The sequence below is a fragment of the Olsenella sp. oral taxon 807 genome (assembly GCF_001189515.2).
Classification (GTDB): domain Bacteria; phylum Actinomycetota; class Coriobacteriia; order Coriobacteriales; family Atopobiaceae; genus Olsenella_F.
The window spans coordinates 2,123,224-2,148,402 of record NZ_CP012069.2; the positions used below are offsets into that span (position 1 = coordinate 2,123,224).

A 25,179-nucleotide genomic window follows, 5' to 3' on the forward strand; every position below is an offset into this window, starting at 1 on the left:
GACAAGGTCCAACCTGTCAAAAAGAGCCTCTTGTTAGTCCGCAGACCCTCTGGCTGCCAGCGACCTTGTCACCTAGAGGCTTCTGTCGTCGCCCTGATCCCTATGCTTGATGGACACTATCTTGACGCTCTCCCGCTTGCCCGAGGGCATAACATACGATACCGTGTCGCCCACCGAGTGGTTGAAAAGGGCGGCACCGAGGGGTGAGGCGTTGGATATCCTGTTCTCGAGCACGTCAACCTCCGCCGTGCTCACGATGGTGATGGTCTCCCTCTCGCCTGCGCCATCCTCAAGCTCAACCTCATCGTCGAGAGACACGGCGTCTGCGTTGCCCTCGATGATCCTGGCGTTGGCAAGCTGGCTTCGCAGCTCGCTGATAAGCGACTCGTTCTGCCTCTGAGCCTCCCTGGCAGCATCGTACTCGGAGTTCTCAGAAAGATCACCGTGCTCGCGTGCGCGCTGGATTTCGGCGACGATCTTGGGACGCTCGACATCCTCAAGCTGCGCGAGTCTCTCCTCGAGGCGCTTGTAGCTCGCCTTGCTCATGATGTTCACATCTGGTTCCACGTTCTCCATTGCGCGTCTTCCCCTCGCTATTGGGACTGAGCCGAGTTGCCACCTCGCACGCACATGCGTAAGGCAGCCTCCTGACCGCCGTCACCTACCTACTGAGCCTGCTCGATCTTGGAGCCGCACTTGTTGCAGTACTCTGAGCCAGCGACGTTCTTGGCGCCGCACTTGTTGCAGAAGACCACGTCGTCCGAGTCGGCGGACTCCTCCTCGACGGTGTCGCTCACGTCGGTGACATCGGTGTCCTTGGCCTTACCCTCACCCTCGTCCATACCCTCGCGGATGCTCTTGACCGTTGCCCCCAATGACTTGCCCAGTTTCGGGAGGTTCTTGGGTCCGAAGAGAAGGAGGGCAATGGCCAAGATAACGAGGAGCTCTGGAACGCCCATGCCAAAGATTGACATCAATAACCTCCTGAGGAGTCGAGAGAGCACGTGGCTTGTCGTTCGGTTTTCGCATATGGTAGTATATGACGATGAGTGTGTGTACTCACAATCTCTATCACGGACCGCCCCACAGGGCGCCTGCGGGAAGACCCTCGTTTGGGGTGGGAGACACGCAACAGATCGGTCCGGCAAATGTCCGGTCCCCATACCCTCGTCCGGCGGGTCATCCAAGGGTCCTTACTTGACACCGATAGCTGCTGCCGGTTGTTGCCTTTCGTGAGGACATCCGCCGCGTGCGCAACGTCCTAAAGAGCGCGTCAGGCGCCGATAGCCCCCGCATCGGCGCCTTGGGCATCTACGGCGGCAGTAGGCACACGCTAGACGCAACCTAACCTGACGCCCCGCGTGAAAGCCTGCGCCACCCTGCCCACGTTCAACGCGGGACGCGTACGCCGCCTTGGCTCAAGAGAAGCTGAGTATATAAGTTCTCGCGATAGAAGAGAAGTTATGCACCCACGCCGAGCAAAACAGTGTACACAAACCGTCGAATTTCAAGAGAGCGAGCCCAGAAAGCTGATCTGTGTACACTGTTGCAGACGACCCTGTGCGACCTGTCTATGGCGGCGAGTAGCCGCACGAAGGAGTATCACGAGCTGCCCTCCGGGCAAACCTTCCAAGCGATGTCGTACCGGTAGCAACCAGAGCGGTCGGGATGCGGGAGCTCCCCCTACATCCCGTGGCTCCCCTACGTTCGGTAGCTCTCGCCAACGGCAAGCAGCGCGAAGAGCCTCTCTGCCGCCCTGGCGTAGAGGTCTTCGGCGCGGTTGGCAGCCTCATCAAGGGACATGGGGGCGTCAACGGCGGGCATCACCGCGCTCAGTCCACGCACACCACTCGCGCTCGCACCGTCCCCGATGCCGCCCACGATGGCAACACAGGGAACGTCATGCTGCTCACAGGCACCCGCGACGCCAGCAACGACTCTTCCACTCGTCGAGCGGGCGTCGAAGCGCCCCTCTCCCGTTATGCACAGGTCGGCCCCCTCTAGAAGCTCGTCAAAGCCCACGATGTCAAGAACACTCTCGATGCCGCTCTCGAGGCGTGCCGAGAGGAACGCCGCACATGCGGCACCAAGGCCACCGGCCGCGCCTGCTCCCGGGACGTCACGGACACCCACGAGCCCCACGCCACTAAACTCTCCCTCGAGCACACTGGCATAGCTCTCCATACCACGCTCAAGCGCCTGTACGGACTGGGGGTCGACCCCATCGAGGCTGGCGCAGCTGGACACGGCACCGTTTGGGCCCAGCAGAGGGATCTTCTCGTCGCACATCACGCGAAAACGGGCAGTGCCCACGTAGAGCCTAAAGAGGGTGAGGTCGACGGAGTGCACGCGGGCGAGGTCACGCCCACCGCCAAAGAGTTCGGATCCGTCCTCGTCAAGGAAGCGGACCCCCAAGGCGCGCATGCACCCCATGCCACCATCGATCGCGACTGAGTCGCCAAGGGCGACCGTAATGTCGGAGCAGCCTCGCGCCAGCGCGTCTGAGATGAGCTCTCCCGTGCCATAGGACGTAGCGGCAAGAGGGTCACGCTCCTTTGGCGCAGGGAGTCGGTCACCCGATGCGGCGGCCATCTCGATAACGGCGCGCTCGCCGCTCAGAAGACCGTACGAGGCGCGGATCGACCTGCCAAAGGGATCGTGCACGCTCACGTTTCGCTTCTCTCCACCGCAGGCAGCGATGAGCACGTCGACGGTGCCCGTCCCACCATCCGCCATGGGAACGCCCACGCAGTCGCAGTCGGGAAAGCGAGCGCACGCAGCATCCTCAAGCAGAGCGGCAGTCTGTGCGGAGGACAACGTCCCCTTGAAGGCGTCAGACGCAAAGACGAAGCGATGAGGTGAGGCCATGGGTTCTTCCTTTCATCGCGCGGATCGTGCGACGCACGCACGTGGCTCCCCGCACTTACGTATCGTATCGTATCGAGACGCGAATCGCGCGATGCCGTGCGATGGCGGTGCAGCTGCCGCGACCGCACGTCATGGACGCACATTCACCTATGCACTATAGCGCACTCTGGCGACGTGCTCCCGCGAGACGGTACTATTCTACCTCGCGAGGCGAAACGGATGCCCGAGGTTAGAGACCAGCGAGGAAGGTCACGACACGAGCTCGCCCTCCTGCGCCTTTAAGGCCCCGGGGTACTTGAGCAGAGGCGCTTGAATAAAGATGGGTACGATTACGCACAGAGCTATGAGCGACACAACCTACGGACAGAGAGACGGAGACACCTATGCCCACGAAGCGCACGGTCGACTACAGTGACTACGCCAACCAGATCGTAAAGGCCATCCCTAGAGGCATCTTGCTCACGACCAAGGCCGACGAGAAGGTCAACGCCATGACCATCGGCTGGGGCACCTTGGGCACCAACTGGAGCAGGCCGGTCTTTGTCGCCTACGTCCGCAGGCATCGCTCGACCATCGTGCTCCTCGACCGAAATCCCGAGTTCACGATCAACGTCCCCCTTGAGGAACGGCCGTCTGACAGGAAGATCATCGGTATCTGCGGTAGCGAGCGCGGAGACGAGGTGGACAAGGTCGCGCTGGCAGGCCTCACGCTCGTCGACTCGGATATCGTGAGCGTACCCGGTATCGCCGAGCTACCGCTCACGCTCGAGTGCAGGGTCATCTACCGCCAGGACCAGGAGCTCTCGCTCTACTCGCCGGACATCATGGCCCACTACCCGCAGGACGTGGACGGCCGCGCGACTGGCTCCAACAGAGATCCCCACATCACCTTCTTCGGCGAGATCGTGAACGCATACGTCATAGAGGGCTAAGTCAGGGGGATCGGGTCTGAGGACGACGACCTCGACTCACGGTTGGCCCGTGGACGCCACGTTGCACGGCCACGGGGCCTTAGACTTAACGGTCGGCATCGGCCGAGATCGTCGTTCTGGCTCGCGTCGCCGCCCCGCTTCGCCCCGTCTCTTTCTTGTCCGTGTCGTGTTCCGCTCCTCGCGGAATGGTGAGGACAAAGCGGCTGCCCACACCCTCGCACGACACGACGGAGATGCTGCCGCCGTGGCTGTCGGCGATCCACTTGGCGATGGAGAGGCCCAGACCAGAGCCTGCGGCGTCCCTGCGCGCGTCCTGCGCTCGGTAGAAGCGCTCGAAGATGTGTCTTACCGTCTTGGCGGACATACCCCTGCCCTCGTCCTGCACGCCGGCCGAGACGCTCGTCTCGTCCTGCGTGAGCGAGAAGCCTATGGTCGTCTGTTCGGGCGAGTACTTTGCCGCGTTCTGCACGATGATGCGCAGCGCCTGCTTGACGAGGACGGCGTCGGCCATAAGCAGGAAGCGCGGGTCCTGCGCCTCGGCGGCGGCCTCGGCTCCCGAGCTCAGCTCGTAGCGATGGCCTGCATCGATCATCTGCGACTCCTCCGCAATCTCCGCCACGAGCGTTGCCACGTTGCACGGCCGCCTGTGGAGCTCGTTTCTCCCCGAGTCCCCTCGGGCTAAGAACAGCAGCTGCTCCACAAGCTCCTGCATGTGCTCGCCCTCCAGCTTGAGAGCGGCGATCGACTCCTCAAGCACCGCCTGGTCATCCTTGCCCCAGCGATCCAGCATGTCCACGTAGCCGCGAACCACGGCGATGGGCGTGCGCAGCTCGTGACTCGCGTCATTCACGAAGCGCATCTGCTGCAGCTTGGCGTCCTGCATCTGCCGAAGCAGTCGGTTGAGCGCAACCTCGATGCTCTCGAGGTCCTTGTCACCGGTCCTTACGCGCGGGGCGTCGACGCTTGCCCGCTCGATGGCCTGCTCGAGGCTGGCCATCTTGTCCTCACCGGATGCCGTCTGCCCGCGCGTCGCGGCTCCCAGGGTGTCCGCGCTCACGAGCGCGTCTGCCTTCAGGGCCAAGTCGTTCAGAGGCTTGAGTTGCCTGCGCACACGGCGCATGTCAGGGAAGAAGGACACGAGCGAGAAGAACTCTGTGACCACCAGCGGGGCGAGGGCGCAAAGCAGAACGGGGAGGAGCGTGCCTAGCGTAAAGGTCGCATTCCCGCCCTCAACCGCGACATGGCAGCCGAAGTCGAGGGGCTCAGGGCCTCTCATGCCAAGCTGGACGGAGCTCGGAAGCGGCCATATCCCTGAGGCGACATCGGCCGAGCGCACGGCTGCGGCGTAGGTCTGGACCATGAGCAGGGAGACCACCAGCGCAAGGTCGAGGCAGACCATGGCGAGCACTCGCCGCCACCAGAAGCCCCAGCTGATGGAGCGGACGATGGAGGGAACGAGGACGCGCGTGGGCCGAGGTCGGGACGTGCGTGCGTCCAGCTTGTCCGTTCCTTTGTCCGCCCTCCCTGCGGATCGGTCGCCTACAGGTCGGGTTCGCGTCTTCCCCGCTCCTCGAGTACCTTTGGCCTCATCTCTCGCGGATGACATAGCCCACACCCCTGACTGTCGCGATGAGCCTCTCGCCCAGACGATCATCGATCTTCGCGCGCAGGTGAGCGACGTGCACATCCACGTTGTTCGCCTCCCCCATGAGCTCGTAGCCGAGGGCGTCTGACGCGATGCGCTCGCGGCTCATGACCACGCCAACATGCTCCATGAGGACGCGCAACACCTCGAACTCGCGGTTCGTGAGCTCTACGGGATCGCGCCCCACCAGCAGCTCACGCCGGTCCAAGTCGAAGGAGACGCCTCTGAGGGAGATGACCCGCGTCTGCGGCGGATGCAGAAGCAGGTTTGCCTCGACGGTTGAGGCCTCCTCGCCGGTCTGCGTGGCGGACGGGGTCGCCTCACGTCGCTTGAGGGCCACGCGGATGCGCGCGAGCAGCTCCTCGATGGCAAAGGGCTTGGTCACGTAGTCGTCGGCACCAGCGTCCAGGCCTGCGACCTTATCCATCACAGCATCCCGGGCCGTGAGCATGATGACGGGTGTGTCCTTCTCGCGACGTATGCGCCTGAGTACCTCAAGGCCGTTGAGTCCCGGGAGCAGCACGTCAAGCAAGATCAGGTCGTAGTTTGACGAGAGCGCCTTGTCCACACCGGCGCGGCCGTCAGCGGCCTTATCGACCTCGTGGCCCTCATGGAGCAGCTCGAGCTCCACGAAACGCGCGATCTTCTCCTCGTCCTCCACGATCAGAATCCTTGTCATGACGCGCTGCTTCCCCTCCGCCGCCTGCCCCGCTCGCCGCTACTTTGCCGCAACATCCTGCTTTATGGTCTCTGCCGCATCGGCCGCCGTGTCCATCGCATCGTTTATGTTATTGGCCACGGTGCTCGCGTCACCCTCGATGCGGTAGCGCAGCCCAAAGAACAGGCCGACGATCAAGATCCAGATCGTGGCGCCCCAGAACAGGAGACCACAGATTGGCACGAGCACCGGTACCCTGATGATCTCCTCACCCCTACTCAGCACGATGAGTTTGTAGTCTATGCTCTTTCTGAACACATTCTTGACACCCTCCCAGAACTCTGACGTCCCCACCGAGCGCCTATAGGCCTCCTGGGCCCGCCCCATCTCGGGCGAGACCGACTCCGACTGCTCCTGCACCTGCGTACTGTAGCTGGCATAGCTCGCGCTCGTTGTGTGCGCCTTGCCCGAGCGCTCCAGCTCGATGATGGCGTCCAGCACGTTGCCATCATGTGCGTCCAACGCGGCCTTGGCATCCTCATAGCTCGCCTGCGTCTTCTCGCGAACCTGCTCGACCTTATCGAGCTCGTCCATGATCATCCACTCCCTACGTCATGTGAGGGCGCCTCTCGCCCTCGATTGATTGTATGGTCGCAGGGCAAGATTAAGCAATCCTTGGCGCAGGATTAAGTTTCGGTGATGGTTTGGCACCAAAAAAGGGTTTGTGCCGGATATTGTGCCGTGCCGGGCGCTGCCGCATCGTGCAAGGTGCTGCCGCATCGCATCAGGGCCGTCGCACACGGCGCCCGCGTATTCGGAACGGCCTCTAAGGCAAACGGCCAAGAGATTCCCGTACCTTGTTGACAGGTACATTCACGAGGGTTACACTTATCATACAGTATGAGCAGTTGCTCATATGTTCATAGGCGAAAGGAGCTGGACATGGCCTGTAAGCACTGCCACGCCCACGCGGATCACGGACATGATCATGGGCGCGGACATGACGAGCACGAGGTCGACGGCGGCGAGACGGCCGAGCAGGACAGGGAAGAGGAGGAAGAGGATCCCAAGCGAGCCCTGCGCAAGGTGATCGTCTCAGCCGTGTTGCTGCTCGCGGCATACCTTATCGAGCACTCCTTTGATCTGCCGCTCCCAGGGCAGCTTCTGCTGTTCTTGCCGGCCTACGTCATCGCAGGTGGAGACGTGGTCAAGGAGGCGGTCGAGAATCTCATGGCAGGAGACCCCTTTGACGAGGACTTCCTGATGGCCGTAGCGACGATCGGCGCCTTGCTCATCGCCTTCATCCCAGGAGGCGAGCCGATGTTTGCCGAGGCCGTCTTCGTCATGCTCTTCTTTGAGGTGGGCGAGCTCTTCGAGACCATCGCAGAGAACAACAGCCGCAGGTCCATCTCTGAGCTCATGGACATCCGCCCCGACTTCGCCACAATCGAGCGCGCGGGCAAGCTCGAGCGCATAGACCCGGCCAAGGTCGAAGTGGGCGAGGTCATCGTCGTGGCCCCAGGCGAGAGGGTACCCCTGGATGGCACCATCGTCGAGGGCTCGACCAGCCTGAACACCGTCGCGCTCACGGGCGAGAGCGAGCCGCGTGACGCCTCCGTCACAGATAAGGTCATCTCGGGCTGCGTCAACCTCTCGGGCGTCATCCGAGTCCGTGTGGACAAGTCGTTCGGAGACTCCACGGCCTCGAAGATCCTGGAGCTCGTGGAGAATGCCAGCGACCGCAAGTCCCGTTCGGAGAACTTCATCACGCGCTTCGCCAAGGTGTACACACCGATCGTCGTGTTTCTCGCCCTCGCCCTTGCCATCGTCCCGCCCCTCGCGAGCGGAGACGTTGGTGCGAGCTTTGCCACCTGGCTGCTGCGTGCCCTGACCTTCCTCGTGGTATCCTGCCCCTGCGCCTTGGTCCTCTCTGTGCCCCTCACCTTCTTTGGCGGCATCGGGGGTGCGTCCAAGCAGGGCATCCTGATCAAGGGGTCGGGCTTCATGGAGACGCTCGCCCGATCAGACACCGTAGTCTTCGACAAGACCGGCACGCTCACCAAGGGTGTCTTCCAGGTGATGGCGGTGCACCCCAGCATGGAGGACAAAGACCGGCTCCTGCACCTTGCCGCGCACGTCGAGCGCCACTCCACGCACCCCATCGCGGAGGCACTGCGAGACGCCTTCCCCTGCGAGGGAGACGACTGCTCCGTCTTGGAGACAACCGAGGTCGCCGGCAAGGGCATCATCGCGACCGTCAACGGCAGGAGGGTCGCCGTAGGCAACACCGCGCTCATGGATGAGCTGGGCGCCGACTGGCACAGCTGCAAGAACGACGACGGCACCGTGATCCACGTGGCCATAGACGGCCGCTACGCAGGCCACGTCCTGATCTCAGACGAGGTGAAGGGCGACGCGGCGCAGGCCATCTCCCAGCTCAAGGCGGAGGGCGTCACAAGGGTCGTCATGCTCACGGGCGACCGCGACGACGTCGCGCGGCGCATCGCGGGCGAGCTCGGCCTCGACGAGTACCACTCCGAGCTCCTCCCCGCCGACAAGGTCGAGCACGTCGAGAGGCTCATGCGCGAGAGGGCCGAGGGGCGCTCGCTCGCCTTCGTGGGCGACGGCATCAACGACGCCCCCGTGCTGGCGCGCGCGGACGTGGGGATAGCCATGGGCGCCATGGGCTCGGACGCGGCCATCGAGGCGGCGGACGTGGTCCTCATGGACGACATGCCCTCGAAGGTCGCCGCGTCCGTCCGCATCGCCCGCCGCACCCTGGGGATAGCGAGGCAGAACATCGCGTTCGCGATCGCGGTGAAGGTCGCCATCCTGCTTCTCGCGGGGGTCGGCCTCGCCCCGATGTGGCTCGCCGTCTTCGGCGACGTGGGCGTCATGGTGCTCTGCGTGCTCAACGCCACCCGCGCGCTTAGGTGATGAATGGGGCCGCCCCGTCCCCCCGGCGTAGCCGGAAGCTTTAGTGACGCCCCATAGGGGCCCGTCACGACAGGGGCTAAAATCCTGAGTTCCCGGCACCTTCTTAGCCCACAACCGGCAGCCTGATGGTGCCCCGGCCTGGCCCAGGGCGCGCCCTCAGCGAGGCTCTCTGCCCAGACTGCGCTTTTCCGTGCAGTCGGGCCCCAGGCCGAGGCCTGCGGGCCTTGGCACAAACCCCCCCGCCAGGCTGGCGGGGGGGTTGCTCGAGCGCATTTGCCCAGTTGAGCCATTTTCCATAGTGCCCCGCAGGCTGGCGGGGGGTTGCGCCCCGCGCCCCCCCGGGCGGCGACGTGACGGAAAAGCGCATTCTGCGCGACATGGGAGCCGCAGACTGCGCCTCTCCGTGAGATTGCACGCGCGGCCCTCCTCTGCAGCCCCGGCGCCGTCCCTCGCGCCGTCCCTCGCGGGCGGCGGCCCATGGGTCCCCGCAGCCAGGCGCGGGCCCTCGGGGCAGGCGACGGTCCGGGCCTGTGTCCAGTGGGCTAAGGAAGTGCCGAGAAGCTGTGGTTAATTAGCTTGATGGCACTATCCTCTCCGTCTCAGCCGCACGTTCTCCGACGGTGACCTCGGCATACAGACCATCTACGGCCGTGAGATCGTGGTCATCGAGGTCCCCCAAGTGGGAAAGCGCCTCCGCCCCGTCTACGAGGGCACGACCCCTTCAAGGGGACTTACCGCCGCAAGCGCATCGGCGACTACCGCTGCACGCGCAGCGAGGTGGCAGCGATGCTGCGCGACTCTGCGGATGACCCGCTCGACATGCTCCCGGCCGAGCACTCCGGCCTGAACGATCTCGATTGGGGCGCCATCCGAGCGTACCGGTCTCTCTGTGACGGGAGCCACGCGACCGGCGGCATCCGCAAGATGCCCGACACCGACTTCCTGTGCCATATGGGCGCCGCCGTCATGGACGGGGACGGCTCTGCGGGGCCATCGCGCGCCGGGCTGCTCATGTTCGGACAGAAGTGGTACATCGTCCAGGACTTCTCCGGCTGCTTCCTCGACTACCGCAGGCAGGTCGGCGACAACCGCCGGTGGGAGGACCGCTTCACCTTGCAGGAGCTCGAGTGGTCGGACAACTTCTTCGACTTCTACGAGCGCTCCTACAGGACGCTGGTCCAGACGCTCGACGTGCCTTCCAGGCTCGAGGAGGACCCCCTCGTGGACGAGACGCCCGCGCACGAGACGGTCCGCGAGGCCATCGTCAACGCGCTGTCGAACGCGGACTACAACTCGAGCAGGGGCGTCGTGTCCCGGTGGACGGCCAAAGGACTGGAGTTCACCAACCAAGGCAGCTTTTGCGTAGGGGTCGAGCGAGCGTACGTCGGCGGCACGTCGGACGCCCGCAACAAGACGGTCCTCAAGATGCTCTCCCTCATCCAGGTGGGCGAGAGGGCGGGCAGCGACATGCCGAACATGGTCAACAGCGAGCTCACGCTGGGCGTGAGGCTCGGCCTCTCTGCGGGGCTACGCCGCAAGGAAATCTGCGGGCTCAGGTGGCGCGACGTCGACCTGAAGGGGGCGTCATCCACATGCGCAACGCGGTGACCGAGGCAAACGGCAGGACATACGCAAGGGCGTAGTGGGGGGACGCCCTCACCCCACCGTGGAGTGTGCGCCCACTCCATAAGTACGACGGCAGCGATCGCGCCGCCGTGGTCACACTGATGGGCTGCGACGACTTCCTGCAGATGTGCAGGCGCGACCTGCTACGCGGATACATCGACAGGGCGATGGGCCACCCCAACGCCACCATGGCCGACTTCCTGCCCCGCCTCTCGATGGCGCTGCGCACCCTCGCGTGCCACGACGTCTCCATGGAGCCGCGCCGCGCTTGCGAGTACGCACTCGACCTCTTGGAGCTCCCCTCCAAGACCCGCCGCGGACGCTCCTACAACCTGCAAATCTGGATGGACTGCCTGCGCGAGCAGCTGGACGTGCGCGAGCTGCGCAGGCACCGGGCCAGCGACGAGGCCATCGAGCACCGCCGCCGCATGGCTTATGGAGGGTTCGCCATGGGCGCGGCGTCGGGACTCTTGTCCGCGCGGGACGCGGGTTCGGACAGGCCCACCCACACGACCCCAGGAAAAGCTATGGAGGCGTCGGGCAAGAGCCGCCGGGATGCGGGGCGGCACCCTCTCGAAAGGCATCGCCGAGCGCGAGCGAACTCTTACCTGCTCTTACCGAGGGGCCCGAGCAAAAGGGCCTCGTTGGCGCGATGGGTAAGACGGCATACCGCAGCCCAACTCTTACCTACTCTTACCTACTCTTACCTTGGCAGTTCATAGTACTGGGAGGGGTCCCGCGTGTTCGACCCGTGCCATACGAGAAGGTCCCTCTCGGCAAGCCCCCTGAGCGTCTGCCTGGAGACCTTCACGCTCCGCCCCAGGTGGCCAGCGAGATCGCGCACAGTGGCCCTCCCCCTGGCATACACGTACTGCATGGCCGAGAGCTCGTACTCGTTGAGCGACTCCGGCACTGCCTCACCGACACCGTCCGCAAGCGCGTCCCGCCGCCTCAGAACGCGCGACGTGATGCTGTTCTCGAGCGTCAGCCGCACCGAGGCGTCGTTCGGCTCCTCGAAGATGGGATCGTTCAGGAAGAAGCTCGCCATCTCGTCGTAGATGCGCTGCACACCCTCGTTGAGCTCCCTTACCCAGCCGAACTCCGTCAGCGTCCTGGCGATGATGGGGTTTCGCGCCCACCGGGTGTGCCGCATGTTCTCCAGCGTCACCACGTTCGGCAGCTTACCCGGACTTGTGATCTCCATGCGGTCGTCGTACATCATCACGCGAACGTGGTCGCCACTGTGAGCGTAGTTGCGGTGTTATCGGAAGCCCCGCGTTATGAGAAGCCGCCAGGCAAGCCCGCAGGTCGCGGGCTTTTTTGATGCCCGACGGCTTCGCATAACTCAGTGGCCTAGAAGTTGTCCTTCAGCCACTTCACGAGGTCGTTCCTCTCCTCGGGCGTGTACTTCTCGCCCGTCGAGTAGGTGGCGCTGTGCTCCGTGAGGTACTTGCGCTTCAGCTCGGGGTTGGTCTTGGCATATATCTCGGTCGTCGTGACCGACGCGTGCCCCAGTATGTCGCGGATGTAGATCAGGTTCACCCCCGCCTCAAGCAGGCGCGTCGCACGCGAGTGCCGCATGGAATGGCACGTTATCCTCTTCCGCCCGATGCTCGGCATCGACGCGGCGGCGGCGGCCAGGCGCTTGCCGAGCACGTAGGCCACGCCCCTCTGCGTGAGCGGTCTCCCGTACCGGTTGGCGAGCGGCGGCTCGTCTCCGCCCCCGATCCCGAACGCCCCCGCGTAGTCGCCGACGAGCTCGGCGAACGACTCGGTGACCGGCACGTTGCGCGCCTTGCCGCCCTTGCCGCGCGGCCCCGCGTAGGGCGCCGACCCGAGGCGCAGCTGGCAGGAAAGGCAGCCGCAGAGCTCGTCGACGCGCGCGGCGGTCTCGCAGGGGAAGGCGAGCATGGCCTTGTCCCGAAGGCCCCGGCGGTCCGACTCGTCGATCGAGGCGAACAGCCCCCCGCCTCTGCGACGGTGAGGTACGCAATCGCCGGCCTGGGCGGCTTCTTCCTCGGGATGTCGAGGACCGCCGCGTACTGGCCGTACAGCTCGGTAGACACAAAACAAAACAAATCAGGCTGATGGATGGGTTTGGGGCCGCGCCCGGGCGGGCGAAAAACATGGGAGGATATGGCATATCCGTAGTTGGAAGGCCATTTTTGCGCCATGATGGAACGGTCGGGACGGACGGGCGGCGGGAGGACCGGGGATGGCACCGGGCAGACAGGCGAGCCTCACGCAGGCCGGGTGGGAGGGCAGGGCCAGGCGCACGAGGCGGGCCGAGCTCCCCGGCCAGACGCGCCCCGCGCGGTGCTGGCCGGACCTGTCCGACGTCGCCTGCGAGGACGCCTGCCACGGCTCGCGCTCGGTCCGCGACTTCGTGGGGTGCCGGTACCGCGTGCCCGACGCCTGCGACCCCCGGGGACTTTCGCCACCTCCCGGGGGAGAGCGACGTCGGGAGGGCCCTGCCCGGCGTCGTGGTCGCCCGCCCCGGGGCGGCCGGCCTGGCCGTGCGCGGCGGCTCGGTGGCCGGCGCCACGACCATGGAGGCGCCCGGCCCGCCCGAGAGCGTCTCGGGCTCGCGCGAGCCCGAGACGCGCCTGGCCGAGAGGGGCAACCAGTGGCACTTCGGCACGAGGTGCCACTCGGGCGAGGACGCCGGCAGCGGCCACGCCGACGCGACCTGGCGGGGCGTCGCCAGGCGCGAGAAGGTCCGCTCGGACCCGCGCCTCCCCGGGGCCGGCTGGCGCGTCGCGATGGGCCCCTCCAGGCCCGGGGCCGCACGGCGGGCCCGGTGGGACGGGCGCGGGGAGGGGCGGCGCCGAGGCCTCCGTGCGCGCGAGGGCAAGCGCCCCTGCCAGATCGCCAGGCGGACCTTCGGCTACGCGAGGGTCCGCTACCGCGGCATCGCGAAGGGGGCGAGTGCACATCCCCGCCCTGCTCGCCAGCGCCAACCTGCCCGTGTGCGCCAGGGCCGGGAGACAGGCGGAGTTCCTGGGGGGCCGCCTGACGGCGGCCGAGGGGACAGGTGTGCCGCGAGGGCGCCCGGAGGGGCCCGGGACGCCCGGGGAGGCCGCAGGGGTCCGAATATGACCAAAAATCGACCGATTGCCAGGGGTTCTAGCAGGGGTTGAACACTTATTCTGCGTCTCCTTAGTGACTGGAGCTTACTCCACGGCAAGAGCCGGGGAGGTCTCGCCGAACTACATTTAGGTGTGAACTCAGCCGCTCGCCATCGTTCGGTGTTCTCGCAGCCCCTGCGTTTACTCACCAGCTGGTTGCGCTTGTTCTCCGTTATCGCGCCCGAAGTGGGGCTTGGTGCCGGGTTCCAGGCGAGTTCCGGTCTTTGGACGATCTCGCGGAGCTGGAGATAAAAATGGCCGCTGGTCAGGAGGCTCGTTGAGTTCACGCTTCCCCGTTTTGCGTCTATTGAGCGGGAATGATGAAAGTGAAGCAGGTATGGCTTAAATCCGCCATTCCTGAGTCCCCAATAAGTGGTCTGATAACAAATTGACAACATCCTATATCCTGACCTTACTTCTGTGATGCCTGCGGCTTGTGGGCAACGGACAGAAAGTAGGAGGAGCAGGCTTCCACCAAGCCGTATGTTCGGTAGAGACCTGCTCTTCTTTGTTCCGGGGTATCTATCAGACGGATGAGGAAAAGGAACATGCCTTTGAGTATGCCGAGAAGATTGCAGGCAAGTTTGACGCGGATGCCCATCTGACCAGACCAAAGCCCCATCCGACAACGCTCGCCCAGAAGATGCATGCCCACGCCATGCCGAGACAGCTTGCCATGCCGAGGGACGCTCCATGCGGTTGCCCCTGTTTTCAGGCGCAAGGAACTGAACGGCGAATGTGTCTCGAAGCTGAATCCGTTCTTCACCATCTGGTGCGTGATAGAGGACATCTTCCTGGCGGCAACATCCGAGGGGCTGGCCTGCTCTATGCGGGCACCGCCGAGCGAGGAGCATGGCCGCGTGAAGATAAAGCTGAAGGTGCCGGCTGCCTACATGATTCCGGCTTTCATTGGCATGGGCTACGCTGATCCGAAAGAGCCGGAGGTAGAACAGGACATTGCGAACCTTGAGGAACAGGTGCATTCTGGCAGATGGAAATAGGGTGCTCCAGACAGATCCCGCTTTCGCGAGGAGAGCGAGATGCACGCGCTGGCAGGGATGATTGACACCATATATGACACCATATATAATGAAGACGGGAGCTAAGGATGTCCAGATGGGATAAATTACTGAGCAGGATCCTTTCGCTGTCGAAGGATATGCGATTTGGCGAATTGAAGAAGATCCTCGAAAGCTACGGCTACGAAATGAACGCACCAAGGAGCGGAGGCAGTCACTATACGTTCCGTAAGCCGGGGAAGAATCCGATCACAATTCCAAAGCATGAACCGGTCAAGAAGATATACGTCGATATGGTTCGAGAAGTAGTGGAGGAATCGGCACATGAAAACGATTGAGTATTATATGGGTCTTCCGTATCGCCTGGAAATCCTTCCGGATCCGGATGAAGGCGGCTATGTAGCGCGTTATCTGGATCTTCCTGGATGTATTACAGTTGGGGATTCCATGGAGAGCGTTGCAAAAAACGCCGAGGACGCAAAGAAGGAATGGCTGACTGCGGCCATGGAGAATGGCACCCAGATTGCAGAGCCAGTGGATATGGCAGGGTATTCAGGGCAGTTCAAGCTCCGTATCCCAAAGAGCCTTCACAGGAGGTTGGCTGAGCACTCCAAAGAAGAAGGAGTCAGCATGAATCAGTACTGTGTCTATCTGCTCTCCAAGAACGATGCGTTGGAGAGGGTATGAGTATGGACTGATGGCAGCTTGTGACAACAATTTGACAACAGCAGGTCGTATGCCCTGCAGAAGTAGGATAAACGGAGCCAATCGGAGTCAGACCATACCAAGGAACAAAACCTAAATGGGGTTAGAAAGCGTATTTCATTCTCGAGCTGGAATAGGGTTCCCCGAAGTAAAAGGCATAGTTAACGGGGTGCTTTTCACTAATCTATAGAATGTACCCCGGTAACTTGCCAATTCTGCCGCCGTCAGTGTTTCGACATGGGTTGTCGTAAATTGAGGCTGGGGACGATTTGCATCCTAAATTCCCGGAGAGTTATGACGTGGTCGGCAACCCGTAGCCCAGCCTGTCGAAGATGTCGCGCTGCCTCCCGGTGACCTCGCACGCGCGGGGGCGGTGGCCCTCCCGCGCGTGGCGCCCGGTCGCCCCCGCCTCGTCGAGGAGGCCCCCGGGCGCGTGGTCTTCGTCGAGGCCGCCCCCGCGCGTCCGCCTGCGCAGCCACGCCGCCGGCACGAGCGCGACGAACACGACGAGGGGCCTGCCGGCCAGGGTCCCCTCGGCGGACACGCGCGGCGTGCGGAAGCCGGGCAGCCCCCTGGCGTCGCCGGAGCGCTTCTCGATGGCGTCCTTGTCGTGGCAGGCCGCCAGCGCCCCGAGGGGCCCCGTGACCTCGTTCGAGAGCGGGGCGAGGCGTCCCGCGCGGGCCGTGGCCGCCGCGATGGCGCCGTCCCCGCCCACCGGCCTGCCGCGCACGACCCCGGAGCGCTGTCGCAGTGGCGCCCGTGGACCCGGGCGCGCCTGCCGGCGGCGAGCTCGGAGGCGCAGGCGCGCGGCAGCGCCACGAGCTCCCGCTCGGCCTCGGCCGCCCTGGAGGCGTCGAAGAAGAGGTGCACGTAGCTGCGCCGCCTGGCCCCGGCGACGTCGCCCCTGCGCGGCCGCCTCTCCCCGTGGTCCCACCCGTGCGCGATCCCCGTGCCGCACGGCCCGGTCGCCGGGTCGTAGTTCCCCCAGCCCCCGGGCTCCCCGGCGCGCGCGTCGACGGCGTCCCTGAACAGCCTCAGCGACGTCGGCATGCCCACCGGGAACTCGAGGTGCCCGCGACCCCGCGGTAGCACGGCGGCATGCCGCCGCCGTGCCCCACCGGCATCGCGAGGCTCGCCTGCGGGAGCGGCACGCGGTCCTCGTCGCGGCCCCGCCGGACCTGGGCTAGCGCCTCCGAGCGCGACGATATCGACGTGGTGTCGCAGGACAGCCGGTCGCCCTCCCCGTGCCTCCTCGCCAGGGAGTCGCAGAGGGCGTCGCGCTCCGCCTCGCCGATCGAGGCCAGCAGCTCCGAGGAGCGCTGGGAGGCGATCGGGGCGCCGTGGGGCGTGGCGTGGGTGGCCGCGTACCTGGGGAAACGCGACAGCGGGGCGGAGCCCTCGCAGACCACGTGGTGGGCCAGTGACAGCACCTGGTCCCACGTCCCCGGCAGCGCGCGCCCGGGCGCGGCGGCGACGCCCGACTCGTCGGCCACGGCGTCGAGCAGCGCGCACGCGCCGCAGGACCCCCGCCTGGAGGCGGGCGACGGGGCCGACGCCTTGGTCGGCCTGTTGGGCACGGCCTTGCCGGTCTCTGGGTCGACGTGCCCGACCAGCCCGCGCCTGCCGTAGCGCGACTGCTTCCTCCTTGGCTCCCACCTCGCCTCGGCCTCGCACGCGCACGCGGTGCCCGTGCGCCCGTCGGCCTGACTCATCGGGGCCACGCCAGCCCTCCCCGCCGTCAGGGGACCGCGTCATGCACTATGTGACGCATGGCGTGGTCACAGGGCACAGGACATGGGAGCCGGACGGGCTCCCATGCACGATTCATCTACATGATGTGGTGGCAATCAGCTCGCGTCACACAAAGACGGGAATGCAGGGGACTCAATCTTCATCGCAAGGACGTTTCGACTCCAACCGTTTTTCACTGCCTCTTCTGCGTACCAGAGCCTAGCCTCGGTCGTATTGAGCTTGGACATGAGAACGATATTTGTGCCCCAAGGCAATTCTCCAACAGCCTGTTGGAGAATTGCCTCCTCGGACCACATCTCCGAGAATTGCCTCATATAGTGAAGGTTCGTGGGAGAAAAGCCGCGCATATTAGGAAATGCCTTGCGCAAATCCCAAGAGACACGATCAATGACTTTAGCGCCCCAGCCATGTTCTTCTTGCGCCTGGCGGATTGCATTGCCAACGCGCCAATAAAGCAGAGTCATCTCCGTATTCGCATGCAGCACGACGCTCAACCGTGTGCTTTGTATCTCGTCCTTTATGTGACCTATCAGCTCGGCGTACGGCACACCATAGCTTGCGGCTGGAACGGATGCCGGGAACAAGGCGCCACCCTCCTCTTATCCGAAGTGGAGTCTTTCCTCGTCGTTTGCCATTGCCAAATCATCCATCTATCGGTATCGAAGACTCAACACTCGCTACTACCGAATTTCAGCCAGACGCTCGCCCCCCTGTTAGCATCGGGTGATTATAGCCCCCATTTGTTCAAAACAACTTGACAGAACACACGAGCCGGTGAGGCCCACCGTCGTCAGCCTAGACCCGGACGTGAGCCCCTGCCCCGGGGCGAAGCTCATCGAGCGCGAGGTCGTGCGCGACAGCCGCGCCGCATGGGTCGAGGAGTGGCGGGTCACGGTGTTCTCGGTCGCCGAGCTTCTGGAGATCCAGCGCGGGGTGGGCGCCCCCCGTCGTCATCGACGGGAGCCGGCTCACCGCCATGGCGAGGGAGGTGTAGGTCCGCTCTGAAGGTCAAGCAGAAATTAGGCGTACGAGAACGCACTCGATAAGACCCCAACGACGAGTCGCCGCATAACCGGAAGCGAGAATGCCTCAGCTGCCTTCTGCCCATTCGGAAATGTCTCGTTATCCAGCAGCCTAAAGATCATGTGGAAAACGAACAACGCGTCCCTACGTCTGCGAAGAGGACCAAGCATCGCTCGCCTCTACCGAAGTGGCAGGTACGGAGCAAAGCGACAGCTTCTACCGTGATACAATCACTCGAAGCACCCCGCTGACAGAAAGGCTCAACAGTGCCACCCAAATCCATCGACTCCCTCACGAAGCATCTTCGAGATCAGGGGATCTCAATCGGCAGATCAGGGCAAAAGCGGAAACTCAAGAACATCGGCTATTACCACGGATACAAAGGATTTCGGTTCGTGGGAGATTCGTCAAAAAGGCTTCCCATCAACGATTTCAGTCAGATAGCATCGCTCCATGCCATGGACATGCAGATCAAAACTCTTTTTTATCCGTACATAATGACGATTGAAACTGCTCTAAAGAACTACACTCTTGAAGCCGTACTCAGCTATGCCAAAAGCGAAGACTTCGATGACATCTACAAGAACTACCTGACAGCATACAGGGGATATCATCCCAACACGGGAGATTACAAAAAGTCTTGGGCAAACAGGCTCAGACTGCGGCAAACCGTTGACGGGCTAATCTTTCGCGAGCAGGATAAAAAGCCATTTTTCAAGCACTTTCGCGATCGAGGAAGGACAATTCCGATCTGGGCCATCTTCGAAGCCATGACCTTGGGAGAATTCGGTAATTTCTACGCGTGCCTCGACCGCCCTATTAAAAGCGCAATCGTCGCCGATTTGGGAATGCCTGCCCAGTTTGACTCAGAGGCTCTCCTTCTTTCCATTATTTTCTCACTAAAGGATTTGAGGAATGCCATCGCTCATAACGCCATTGTTTCGGATGTACGATTCAAGACGGGCGGCATCTCAAAGAACATCGGAAAGCTATTGAAAAGCGAAGCGGGCATCGACTCGATTAACTTCTCCGACATCACGGACTACGTCATCCTCGTCGTCTATCTTCTCGGGCTACTCAAGCTCCCCAAAACCGATAGGAAACGACTTGTTTCCGGCTACGAGGGGATTCTTCTTCGCTACAAGAAAGAGCTTCCTCGTGGGATTTACGGTCATTTTGTGCGCACCGAAGCCCAGAACAAACTCAAGCTCCTCAAGAAATATGTCATGAAATCGTAGAAAGCAAGATATTGTGATAGATTATGTTCGTAATAGCGGTGGTAGCCTTCGGGCGACACCTGGAAGGGTCCGACAAGTTCGGGCCCTTCTTTTTGGCTCTCCGGGGTTTTGGTGGGTAGCACGGGCTAGGACAGCGATGATAAAGTCGCCGATCTTGTCCCTTCGGGACTGTTAGAGTCAGGTTATTTTAGCCTTCCGTAGAGTCAGGTGAGAATCGCCAATCCCAGTCAAATCAGAATCGCCAGTACGCCGGAATCGTCAATTTCCTTGTCCTTATCTTCCCTGCCCAGCCTGCGGGATGCCCGGCTGGGTCTTGGCCGCCACAGGCGCCGTCCCCGCCGCATAGGTCCTCGGGCCCGCACCGCGGAGGCTTGGCCCCCTCGCCACGAGCAGCGTCGCGTCATCGAGGACGCGCAGGAGCGTCGGGCCCTCGCGCTCGCATCGGCGTTCGACAACGCGGAGTGGCGGCCCGGCGCGCTCCCTGCCGGACGCGCGGCGCCCGATCTCGTCGACCGCAAGGCAGTCTGCCCTCGCGAGCGTGCCCGTCACGCTGTCCCCGCCTCCGGGCCCGGCGGGGCCCGCCAGCCTGTCGCGCAGCTCGCGGGCCTTGACATGATGCGACCGCGCGCCCCGCGCGCGGCACCCGCGCGCGTAGGTCCGGGCAAGATGGGTCTTCCTGTGCCCACGGGCCCGTAGATTGTTTTGGTCCAAGATTCCCACCGCAGTCCCATTTGTTCAAAACAACTTGACAGAACACACCGTGGATGAAAAGCCCTATTCCGCGCCCAGGAGCGTAAGACTCGACGAGCGCGGCGCAGGTGGGGTCGTTGATCGCCGCGTCCTGCGTCCTGGTAGTGCTTTCCCACGCCTGCCCACCGGACCCTGGCGCAGCGCTCCTCCGCCTCCTTTGCAGCCTCGCGGGTCTCCGTCTCGGCCGCAGCCCTGAGCTCACCCGGTCAGCCACACGGCTCGTGGGAGACCCAGAGCACCCTGCCCTCGACGTTGATGCCGAGCCTCCCCAGGGGCTTGCCGCAGTGCGGGCACAGCAGCGGATCCGGCGCCTGCGGCTCCAGATCGAGCTCCCTGGCGTCCTTGGGCGTGAGCATTCCCAGACCCTCCTCGCGCACCCACGCCCGCGCGGTCCTTTCCTCTCTCCACTTTCGTATCCTCTCTTTCATATTGGGTAACATCACGTCAACTTGGCCGGGACACGCTGTCATGCGAACCGGGATGCCGGGGTGACCTCGCGTCATCCCCCCTCGCAGACGGATGACGCGAGGTCAGGGGTCGAAGAGAGTCGGATCATGCCTCCGGGCGACGTCGAGGGCGCGCTTGCTGACGCGGATGTTTCTATCGACGCGCTTCTCGGGAAGGAGGCCTCGGCCGGCGATCCTGCATACCGTCTTGCGGGAAACGTGAGCGTAGAGTTCGATGTCGCGCTCGTCGAGGAGCAAGTCCGTGCCCGCAGCCTCTGCGGCAGCTATGCGCGCGAGCCCCTCGCAGTCAGCCTCGTTTTGCGGGAAGAAGCGGTCCTCTCGGAAGGGAGCGTCGCCCTCCTTTGTGAATCAAAACGTAAACTTCTGGTAGCCAATGGACGCCTCTCTATCACTCAGGTGGACTGCCGTAGCCGCACGGTGCCCGCAGGGGACCCGCATGACCCCGGATGAGGCGGTTATAGGGCCGTGGGGAAAGCGCCTGCTGGGGGCGAGGGAGACAAGTGGCCGCAAGTGGCCGAGCCACAGAACCGACACGTAGAGGGCGAGGCAGGCCAAACGTCTCTGGCCATGATTGAAGGGCCGACCGGCCAAGCCTGCTGCGAACTTCTTCGCCCCTTGGGAGCGTGATCAGATGACCTCCGACTCGGTGTTGCCCCCTATGTTTCCGTTCGACCCTCCCATGCTCGGCCATCCCCCTGCCGTCTGACGGCAGGTGACACCAACGTGCCCAAAAGACGTCCTGGCGTCACCGCATCACATGGCACGAGGAAGCGTGGACACAAAACGTCCCATGAAGGAGTCTAAAAGAGAGGCTTCGTGAGTTCGTGTGGGTAGGTGGTTGCGTCATCGCCCCGGTGGCGTGGCCCTCACCGCCAGGGCGGCGACGCAGGAGTGTACACAGATTGGCTAAAATGACCCCTCGGTGCCACTTTGGGGCGTTTGTGTACACTGTTGCGACGCAATTCGCCAAGGCGTCAACCCACACGAACCCCCGAAGAGCTCTAAGAGACGGTTTATCGGGGTTAGGTCAACTTCCGGCCAAGGGCATTCGCTCATACCACTTGCCAAAGCCATCCGTTTCGGTCAAAGCGGCTATGCCTCCGGTTAAGAAGAAGTGTGGGTAAAGAAAAAGGTCAGAGACTTTTTGCCTCTGACCTGTGATTTCTGGTCGGGACGACTGGATTTGAACCAGCGACCTCTCGGTCCCGAACCGAGCGCGCTACCAAACTGCGCTACGTCCCGAATCATGCCCATCTCCGCAGTTCCGCAGTATAGAGATCGAGTTTTCTTTCATTGTCCCTGCTGGAGTGCTCATCCTCTTGTCAAATCAGATGAATTTTTTTACTCGCGCTTCCTACCGTAGTATCATACGGACAGGGAAACGGAAGGGAGCGCGATGTACCTCAAGCAGACGCCGCAGAGGGGCGGCAGGGTCAGCCTCTCGATAGTCGAGAGCTGGTGGGACCCCGGCAAGGGCCGCTCGCGCCAACGCACCGTGGAGAACCTGGGCCACCTGGACGCCCTCGCCGCCGAGCACGCCGACCCCGTGGCCTGGGGCAGGGCGCGCGCCGCCGAGCTGACCGAGGCCAGGAGGGCGTCCGAGCAGTCGGTCCCCATCGAGGTCCACCCCGCCCAGAGGATCGACAAGCGCGCCTCCAACAGGAAGAACCTGGGGTGCGCGATAGCGCTCTCGCAGTACGCCGCGCTCGGCGTCGAGCGGCCGCTGCGCAACCGCATGCGCGGGAGGCGCGTCGGGTACGACCTTAACGCCGTGCTGAGGCTCCTCGTCTGCGAGCGGATCGTCGACCCGGGCTCGAAGAGGGCGGCCTGGCCCGACAGGGGGCGCCACTTCTTCCGCGCGGAGTTCACCGACGACGACGCCTACCGCGCGCTGGACGAGCTGGCGGCGTCGAGGGACGCCGTCGTCTCCGCGATGAACAGGTCGATCGCCGCCTCCGGAGCCCGCGACCTGTCGGCGGTGTACTACGACGTGACCAACTACTACTTCGAGGTCGACGGGGAGGACGGGCTCAGGAGGAAGGGGGTCAGCAAGGAGCGCAGGCCCAACCCCATCGTGCAGATGGGCCTGCTCCAGGACGCCAACGGCATCCCGATGGCCTACCGCAAGTTCCCCGGGAACACCGCCGACTGCCGGACGATGATCCCGGTGCTATCCGACATGAAGCGCGACTGCGGCGTCGACCGCGTCGTCACCGTGGCCGACAAGGGGCCCGACTGCTCGGAGAACATCGCCGCCGCAGCCGCCTCCGGCGACGGGTTCGTCCTCTCCCAGTCGGTGCGCGGCACCAGGTCGGACAAGGAGCTCAGGGCGTGGGTGCTCTCTGAGGAGGGCTACGAGCGCGGGGCGGGCGGCGACGCGAGGTTCAGGTCGAAGTCGAGGCAGGGCTTCAAGACCGTCCACCTCAGGGCGGCCGACACGGCGTCGGGCAGGGCCCAGGACGTGCGCATCGACGTCAAGTACGTGGCCTTCTGGTCCGAGAGGTACGCACGCCGGGCACGCCGCGAGCGGGAGAGGGTCATCGAGAAGGCCAGGGGGCTCGTGGCGAACCCGGGCGCCTACACGAGGGCCACCAGCCACGGGGCCGCCCGGTTCGTCAGGAACCTGCACTTCGACGGCAAGACCGGGGAGGTCATCGAGACGCGCAGGCTGGAGCTCGACGAGGAGGCCATCGCCGAGGCCGAGAGGTGCGACGGCTACTACCTCATCGTCACCAGCGAGACCGGCTGGCCAGACGGCAAGGTCATCGACACCTACCGGGAGCTCTGGAGGATAGAGGAGTCGTTCAGGGTCACGAAGTCCGAACTCAGGACGCGACCCGTCTACGTGTGGACGCCTCGGCACATAGAGGCTCACCTCCTCGTCTGCTACGTGGCGCTCACGATACTGCGGCTGCTGCAGCGCGCGACCGGCCTGCCCTGCGGACGCATCCGCGAGGAGATCGCCGCCATGTCGGGCACCAACGTGGACGCCAACTGGTGGGTCTTCGACCATCGCACAAATGAGTCTGACCTGCTCGTGGGGGCCGTGGGTCTGGAGGACCTCAAGCTTAGGGTCCTGACCACGGGCAGGGCGACGGAGATCCTGGCAAAGGCGGCAAAGGGTAGGATACCGCAGGCAAAATGATCATGGGGGACAAGACATGTCCGCAGGCCTGGGCCCCTTTTATTTGAAATTTGCTGCGGAAGTCAGGGTGTGGGTAAAGAAAAAGGTCAGAGACTTTTTGCCTCTGACCTGATGATTTCTGGTCGGGACGACTGGATTTGAACCAGCGACCTCTCGGTCCCGAACCGAGCGCGCTACCAAACTGCGCTACGTCCCGAATCATGCCCATCTCCGCAGAGCGGCACGGCCTCTCGCACGACCGCCCAAAACCCATCGCGACCGCTTGTCTGTACCGATCGCCGCCAGACTGCGCCGTGCCCCACGGCATGGATACTTTAGCAGAACTGCGCCTTCGAACCAACCGTCTCGCAGGAGATCGACCACCAATCTTCGCAAGCCTCCCGTGCTGCCGCAGCTATCCTCCTCGCGCTCATCGCGGTGTCGCACAGCGCAAACGCACAGCTGCCCGAGCCCGTGACCTGAGCTCCCATCACGCCCTCCTGTGCACGGAGCCAGCGGGTGACCTCACCGCAGGCCGGCACGAGGCGCTCCGACGCGGAAGCGAGGTTGTTATGGAGCCGCGACGCCACCGCCTGGCGATCGCCTGCCGCCAAGGCATCGCACATCGCATCTGCAGGCTCGGGCATCTCGGGCGCGACGTCAAACTCGCGGTACGCCTCTGCCGTAGAGACGCCCGCACGCGGACGCACGAGTACGACGGGAAGGCCATCCATCTGGGGAAACACACGCTCAACCACATCTCCCGCCCCTGTGAGCAGCGAGGGCGCCGGGTGCAGGAAGAACGCGACGTCCGCGCCGACCGAGCGGGCAACGTTGACCACACGCGGGTTACCTGCAGCCGCATCCACGTCGATGCCCCACAGCTGACAGAGCGCCAAGATGACGCTTGCGGCATCGGATGACGCGCCACCGAGACCGCTCTGAGAAGGAATGCGCTTCTCGATGCGTATGGCATAGGTAGGTGGGCGACCGAACTCCTCGCAAAGCCGCGTCGCCGCGATCCAGGCAGTGTTCTCTCGAGAGGGAACTCCCACGTCCTCACTCAACAAGAGCGCAGGACCCACACCCTCCGCACCGGTAGCGCCCCGCTCGATCACTGTCACGAGATCAGCGAGGCTGAGCGCCACCATAACTGAGTCCGTGTGGTGATACCCACGCCCATCTCGACCGGGATAGACTCCCAGATGCAGATTGAGCTTAGCCGGGGCACGCAGCTTGACTGCGTGGCGGTGCGGATCATCTGCCGCGCGAGAAGGCGCAAGGCCAGCGGCCGACGCTGTGTCCAC

General features: G+C 63.7%; 26 protein-coding genes and 2 tRNA genes. 11 read left to right on the top strand and 17 right to left on the bottom strand.

Features of this window, described 5'->3' with window-relative positions:
* Nucleotides 1–72: 72 nt before the first annotated feature.
* From greA to ADJ70_RS09020, 3 genes are all read right to left on the bottom strand, one after another.
* Complete coding sequence (gene greA / locus ADJ70_RS09010; RefSeq protein ID WP_050340820.1) at nucleotides 73–576, bottom strand: transcription elongation factor GreA; 504 nt, start codon at nucleotides 574–576, stop codon at nucleotides 73–75.
* Between the two features lie 89 nt (nucleotides 577–665).
* Entirely contained in the window at nucleotides 666–974 is a 309-nt protein-coding gene (tatA, locus tag ADJ70_RS09015; protein WP_083443923.1) for a twin-arginine translocase TatA/TatE family subunit, read from the bottom strand.
* A gap of 727 nt (nucleotides 975–1,701) precedes the next feature.
* A complete protein-coding gene (locus tag ADJ70_RS09020; protein WP_050340821.1) occupies nucleotides 1,702–2,868 on the bottom strand; it encodes a glycerate kinase in 1,167 nt (388 codons plus the stop codon).
* A 383-nt stretch (nucleotides 2,869–3,251) separates the two neighbouring features.
* On the opposite strand from ADJ70_RS09020, the gene ADJ70_RS09025 reads away from it, so the two are divergent.
* Entirely contained in the window at nucleotides 3,252–3,800 is a 549-nt protein-coding gene (locus ADJ70_RS09025; RefSeq protein ID WP_050340822.1) for a flavin reductase family protein, read from the top strand.
* Between the two features lie 85 nt (nucleotides 3,801–3,885).
* Here the strand turns inward: ADJ70_RS09025 and ADJ70_RS09030 are convergent, their stop codons facing one another.
* The 3 genes from ADJ70_RS09030 to ADJ70_RS09040 form a co-directional block, all read right to left on the bottom strand.
* A complete protein-coding gene (locus ADJ70_RS09030; RefSeq protein ID WP_083444103.1) occupies nucleotides 3,886–5,199 on the bottom strand; it encodes a cell wall metabolism sensor histidine kinase WalK in 1,314 nt (437 codons plus the stop codon).
* A 187-nt stretch (nucleotides 5,200–5,386) separates the two neighbouring features.
* The gene (locus tag ADJ70_RS09035) at nucleotides 5,387–6,124 is read right to left on the bottom strand and encodes a response regulator transcription factor (RefSeq protein ID WP_050340823.1); all 738 of its coding nucleotides are present in this window, start codon (nucleotides 6,122–6,124) and stop codon (nucleotides 5,387–5,389) included.
* A 39-nt stretch (nucleotides 6,125–6,163) separates the two neighbouring features.
* Nucleotides 6,164–6,697 (bottom strand): hypothetical protein, encoded by a 534-nt coding sequence (locus ADJ70_RS09040; protein ID WP_050344519.1) that lies wholly within the window; start codon nucleotides 6,695–6,697, stop codon nucleotides 6,164–6,166.
* A gap of 348 nt (nucleotides 6,698–7,045) precedes the next feature.
* On the opposite strand from ADJ70_RS09040, the gene ADJ70_RS09045 reads away from it, so the two are divergent.
* The 3 genes from ADJ70_RS09045 (at nucleotide 7,046) to ADJ70_RS09055 (ending at nucleotide 11,388) form a co-directional block, all read left to right on the top strand.
* A complete protein-coding gene (locus ADJ70_RS09045) occupies nucleotides 7,046–9,040 on the top strand; it encodes a heavy metal translocating P-type ATPase (protein ID WP_083443924.1) in 1,995 nt (664 codons plus the stop codon).
* A 786-nt stretch (nucleotides 9,041–9,826) separates the two neighbouring features.
* Nucleotides 9,827–10,648, top strand: a complete 822-nt coding sequence (locus ADJ70_RS09050) for a hypothetical protein (RefSeq protein ID WP_050340824.1) — start codon at nucleotides 9,827–9,829, stop codon at nucleotides 10,646–10,648.
* 65 nt (nucleotides 10,649–10,713) lie between these two features.
* Nucleotides 10,714–11,388 carry a hypothetical protein gene (locus ADJ70_RS09055; protein ID WP_050340825.1) on the top strand — a complete coding sequence of 225 codons (675 nt, stop codon included), beginning with the start codon at nucleotides 10,714–10,716 and terminating at the stop codon, nucleotides 11,386–11,388.
* Here the strand turns inward: ADJ70_RS09055 and ADJ70_RS09060 are convergent.
* The 3 genes from ADJ70_RS09060 to ADJ70_RS14640 all read right to left on the bottom strand — a co-directional run bounded on the left by ADJ70_RS09060 (nucleotide 11,370) and on the right by ADJ70_RS14640 (nucleotide 14,443).
* A complete protein-coding gene (locus ADJ70_RS09060; protein WP_083443925.1) occupies nucleotides 11,370–11,888 on the bottom strand; it encodes an ATP-binding protein in 519 nt (172 codons plus the stop codon). The genes ADJ70_RS09055 and ADJ70_RS09060 overlap by 19 nt on opposite strands.
* Nucleotides 11,889–12,019: 131 nt before the next feature.
* Nucleotides 12,020–12,577, bottom strand: coding sequence for a tyrosine-type recombinase/integrase (locus ADJ70_RS09065; protein ID WP_050340826.1), 558 nt, complete (start codon nucleotides 12,575–12,577; stop codon nucleotides 12,020–12,022).
* A 1,629-nt stretch (nucleotides 12,578–14,206) separates the two neighbouring features.
* Complete coding sequence (locus ADJ70_RS14640; protein ID WP_172674473.1) at nucleotides 14,207–14,443, bottom strand: hypothetical protein; 237 nt, start codon at nucleotides 14,441–14,443, stop codon at nucleotides 14,207–14,209.
* A gap of 211 nt (nucleotides 14,444–14,654) precedes the next feature.
* Here ADJ70_RS14640 and ADJ70_RS14965 point away from each other — a divergent pair, with 211 nt between their 5' ends.
* The 3 genes from ADJ70_RS14965 to ADJ70_RS09090 all read left to right on the top strand — a co-directional run bounded on the left by ADJ70_RS14965 (nucleotide 14,655) and on the right by ADJ70_RS09090 (nucleotide 15,500).
* On the top strand, nucleotides 14,655–14,795 hold the full coding sequence (locus ADJ70_RS14965) for a hypothetical protein (RefSeq protein ID WP_172674474.1): 141 nt from the start codon (nucleotides 14,655–14,657) through the stop codon (nucleotides 14,793–14,795).
* A gap of 107 nt (nucleotides 14,796–14,902) precedes the next feature.
* Nucleotides 14,903–15,151 carry a type II toxin-antitoxin system HicA family toxin gene (locus ADJ70_RS09085; RefSeq protein ID WP_050340830.1) on the top strand — a complete coding sequence of 83 codons (249 nt, stop codon included), beginning with the start codon at nucleotides 14,903–14,905 and terminating at the stop codon, nucleotides 15,149–15,151.
* Nucleotides 15,138–15,500, top strand: coding sequence for a toxin-antitoxin system HicB family antitoxin (locus ADJ70_RS09090; RefSeq protein ID WP_050340831.1), 363 nt, complete (start codon nucleotides 15,138–15,140; stop codon nucleotides 15,498–15,500). The genes ADJ70_RS09085 and ADJ70_RS09090 overlap by 14 nt, the downstream gene beginning before the upstream one ends.
* 310 nt (nucleotides 15,501–15,810) lie before the next feature.
* Here the strand turns inward: ADJ70_RS09090 and ADJ70_RS09095 are convergent, their stop codons facing one another.
* From ADJ70_RS09095 to ADJ70_RS09105, 3 genes are all read right to left on the bottom strand, one after another.
* Nucleotides 15,811–16,233 carry a hypothetical protein gene (locus tag ADJ70_RS09095; protein ID WP_050340832.1) on the bottom strand — a complete coding sequence of 141 codons (423 nt, stop codon included), beginning with the start codon at nucleotides 16,231–16,233 and terminating at the stop codon, nucleotides 15,811–15,813.
* 319 nt (nucleotides 16,234–16,552) lie between these two features.
* Nucleotides 16,553–17,239 (bottom strand): hypothetical protein, encoded by a 687-nt coding sequence (locus ADJ70_RS09100; RefSeq protein ID WP_157051478.1) that lies wholly within the window; start codon nucleotides 17,237–17,239, stop codon nucleotides 16,553–16,555.
* 126 nt (nucleotides 17,240–17,365) lie between these two features.
* Nucleotides 17,366–17,854, bottom strand: a complete 489-nt coding sequence (locus ADJ70_RS09105; RefSeq protein ID WP_050340834.1) for a DUF1016 N-terminal domain-containing protein — start codon at nucleotides 17,852–17,854, stop codon at nucleotides 17,366–17,368.
* Nucleotides 17,855–18,044: 190 nt separating this feature from the next.
* Here ADJ70_RS09105 and ADJ70_RS09110 point away from each other — a divergent pair, with 190 nt between their 5' ends.
* Together ADJ70_RS09110 and ADJ70_RS09115 are read left to right on the top strand one after the other, a co-directional pair.
* A complete protein-coding gene (locus ADJ70_RS09110) occupies nucleotides 18,045–18,275 on the top strand; it encodes a hypothetical protein (protein ID WP_050340835.1) in 231 nt (76 codons plus the stop codon).
* A gap of 413 nt (nucleotides 18,276–18,688) precedes the next feature.
* Nucleotides 18,689–19,531 carry an Abi family protein gene (locus tag ADJ70_RS09115; RefSeq protein ID WP_253273162.1) on the top strand — a complete coding sequence of 281 codons (843 nt, stop codon included), beginning with the start codon at nucleotides 18,689–18,691 and terminating at the stop codon, nucleotides 19,529–19,531.
* A 273-nt stretch (nucleotides 19,532–19,804) separates the two neighbouring features.
* On the opposite strand, the gene ADJ70_RS14650 is transcribed toward ADJ70_RS09115, so the two are convergent.
* Nucleotides 19,805–20,242, bottom strand: a complete 438-nt coding sequence (locus ADJ70_RS14650) for a hypothetical protein (protein ID WP_157051479.1) — start codon at nucleotides 20,240–20,242, stop codon at nucleotides 19,805–19,807.
* Between the two features lie 245 nt (nucleotides 20,243–20,487).
* Entirely contained in the window at nucleotides 20,488–20,637 is a 150-nt protein-coding gene (locus ADJ70_RS14655) for a hypothetical protein (RefSeq protein ID WP_157051480.1), read from the bottom strand.
* 198 nt (nucleotides 20,638–20,835) lie between these two features.
* Here ADJ70_RS14655 and ADJ70_RS09125 point away from each other — a divergent pair, with 198 nt between their 5' ends.
* On the top strand, nucleotides 20,836–21,198 hold the full coding sequence (locus ADJ70_RS09125; RefSeq protein WP_050340838.1) for a hypothetical protein: 363 nt from the start codon (nucleotides 20,836–20,838) through the stop codon (nucleotides 21,196–21,198).
* Between the two features lie 715 nt (nucleotides 21,199–21,913).
* On the opposite strand, the gene ADJ70_RS09130 is transcribed toward ADJ70_RS09125, so the two are convergent.
* Nucleotides 21,914–21,990 (bottom strand) — tRNA-Pro (locus ADJ70_RS09130).
* A gap of 154 nt (nucleotides 21,991–22,144) precedes the next feature.
* Here ADJ70_RS09130 and ADJ70_RS09135 point away from each other — a divergent pair.
* Nucleotides 22,145–23,893, top strand: a complete 1,749-nt coding sequence (locus tag ADJ70_RS09135) for an IS1634 family transposase (RefSeq protein ID WP_050340839.1) — start codon at nucleotides 22,145–22,147, stop codon at nucleotides 23,891–23,893.
* A gap of 119 nt (nucleotides 23,894–24,012) precedes the next feature.
* On the opposite strand, the gene ADJ70_RS09140 is transcribed toward ADJ70_RS09135, so the two are convergent.
* Nucleotides 24,013–24,089 (bottom strand) — tRNA-Pro (locus tag ADJ70_RS09140).
* A gap of 118 nt (nucleotides 24,090–24,207) precedes the next feature.
* The gene (locus tag ADJ70_RS09145; protein ID WP_172674475.1) at nucleotides 24,208–25,179 is read right to left on the bottom strand and encodes a 4-(cytidine 5'-diphospho)-2-C-methyl-D-erythritol kinase; all 972 of its coding nucleotides are present in this window, start codon (nucleotides 25,177–25,179) and stop codon (nucleotides 24,208–24,210) included.

Bases quoted from the DNA above. Each gene is read 5' to 3' on its own strand.
- greA (WP_050340820.1), bottom strand. From the start codon at position 576: ATGGAGAACGTGGAACCAGATGTGAACATCATGAGCAAGGCGAGCTAC.
- tatA (WP_083443923.1), bottom strand. From the start codon at position 974: ATGTCAATCTTTGGCATGGGCGTTCCAGAGCTCCTCGTTATCTTGGCC.
- ADJ70_RS09020 (WP_050340821.1), bottom strand. From the start codon at position 2,868: ATGGCCTCACCTCATCGCTTCGTCTTTGCGTCTGACGCCTTCAAGGGG.
- ADJ70_RS09025 (WP_050340822.1), top strand. From the start codon at position 3,252: ATGCCCACGAAGCGCACGGTCGACTACAGTGACTACGCCAACCAGATC.
- ADJ70_RS09030 (WP_083444103.1), bottom strand. From the start codon at position 5,199: ATGGTCTGCCTCGACCTTGCGCTGGTGGTCTCCCTGCTCATGGTCCAG.
- ADJ70_RS09035 (WP_050340823.1), bottom strand. From the start codon at position 6,124: ATGACAAGGATTCTGATCGTGGAGGACGAGGAGAAGATCGCGCGTTTC.
- ADJ70_RS09040 (WP_050344519.1), bottom strand. From the start codon at position 6,697: ATGGACGAGCTCGATAAGGTCGAGCAGGTTCGCGAGAAGACGCAGGCG.
- ADJ70_RS09045 (WP_083443924.1), top strand. From the start codon at position 7,046: ATGGCCTGTAAGCACTGCCACGCCCACGCGGATCACGGACATGATCAT.
- ADJ70_RS09050 (WP_050340824.1), top strand. From the start codon at position 9,827: ATGCTGCGCGACTCTGCGGATGACCCGCTCGACATGCTCCCGGCCGAG.
- ADJ70_RS09060 (WP_083443925.1), bottom strand. From the start codon at position 11,888: ATGATGTACGACGACCGCATGGAGATCACAAGTCCGGGTAAGCTGCCG.
- ADJ70_RS09065 (WP_050340826.1), bottom strand. From the start codon at position 12,577: ATGCTCGCCTTCCCCTGCGAGACCGCCGCGCGCGTCGACGAGCTCTGC.
- ADJ70_RS14640 (WP_172674473.1), bottom strand. From the start codon at position 14,443: ATGCATCTTCTGGGCGAGCGTTGTCGGATGGGGCTTTGGTCTGGTCAG.
- ADJ70_RS09085 (WP_050340830.1), top strand. From the start codon at position 14,903: ATGTCCAGATGGGATAAATTACTGAGCAGGATCCTTTCGCTGTCGAAG.
- ADJ70_RS09090 (WP_050340831.1), top strand. From the start codon at position 15,138: ATGAAAACGATTGAGTATTATATGGGTCTTCCGTATCGCCTGGAAATC.
- ADJ70_RS14655 (WP_157051480.1), bottom strand. From the start codon at position 20,637: ATGCTCACGCCCAAGGACGCCAGGGAGCTCGATCTGGAGCCGCAGGCG.
- ADJ70_RS09125 (WP_050340838.1), top strand. From the start codon at position 20,836: ATGCCTCCGGGCGACGTCGAGGGCGCGCTTGCTGACGCGGATGTTTCT.
- ADJ70_RS09135 (WP_050340839.1), top strand. From the start codon at position 22,145: ATGTACCTCAAGCAGACGCCGCAGAGGGGCGGCAGGGTCAGCCTCTCG.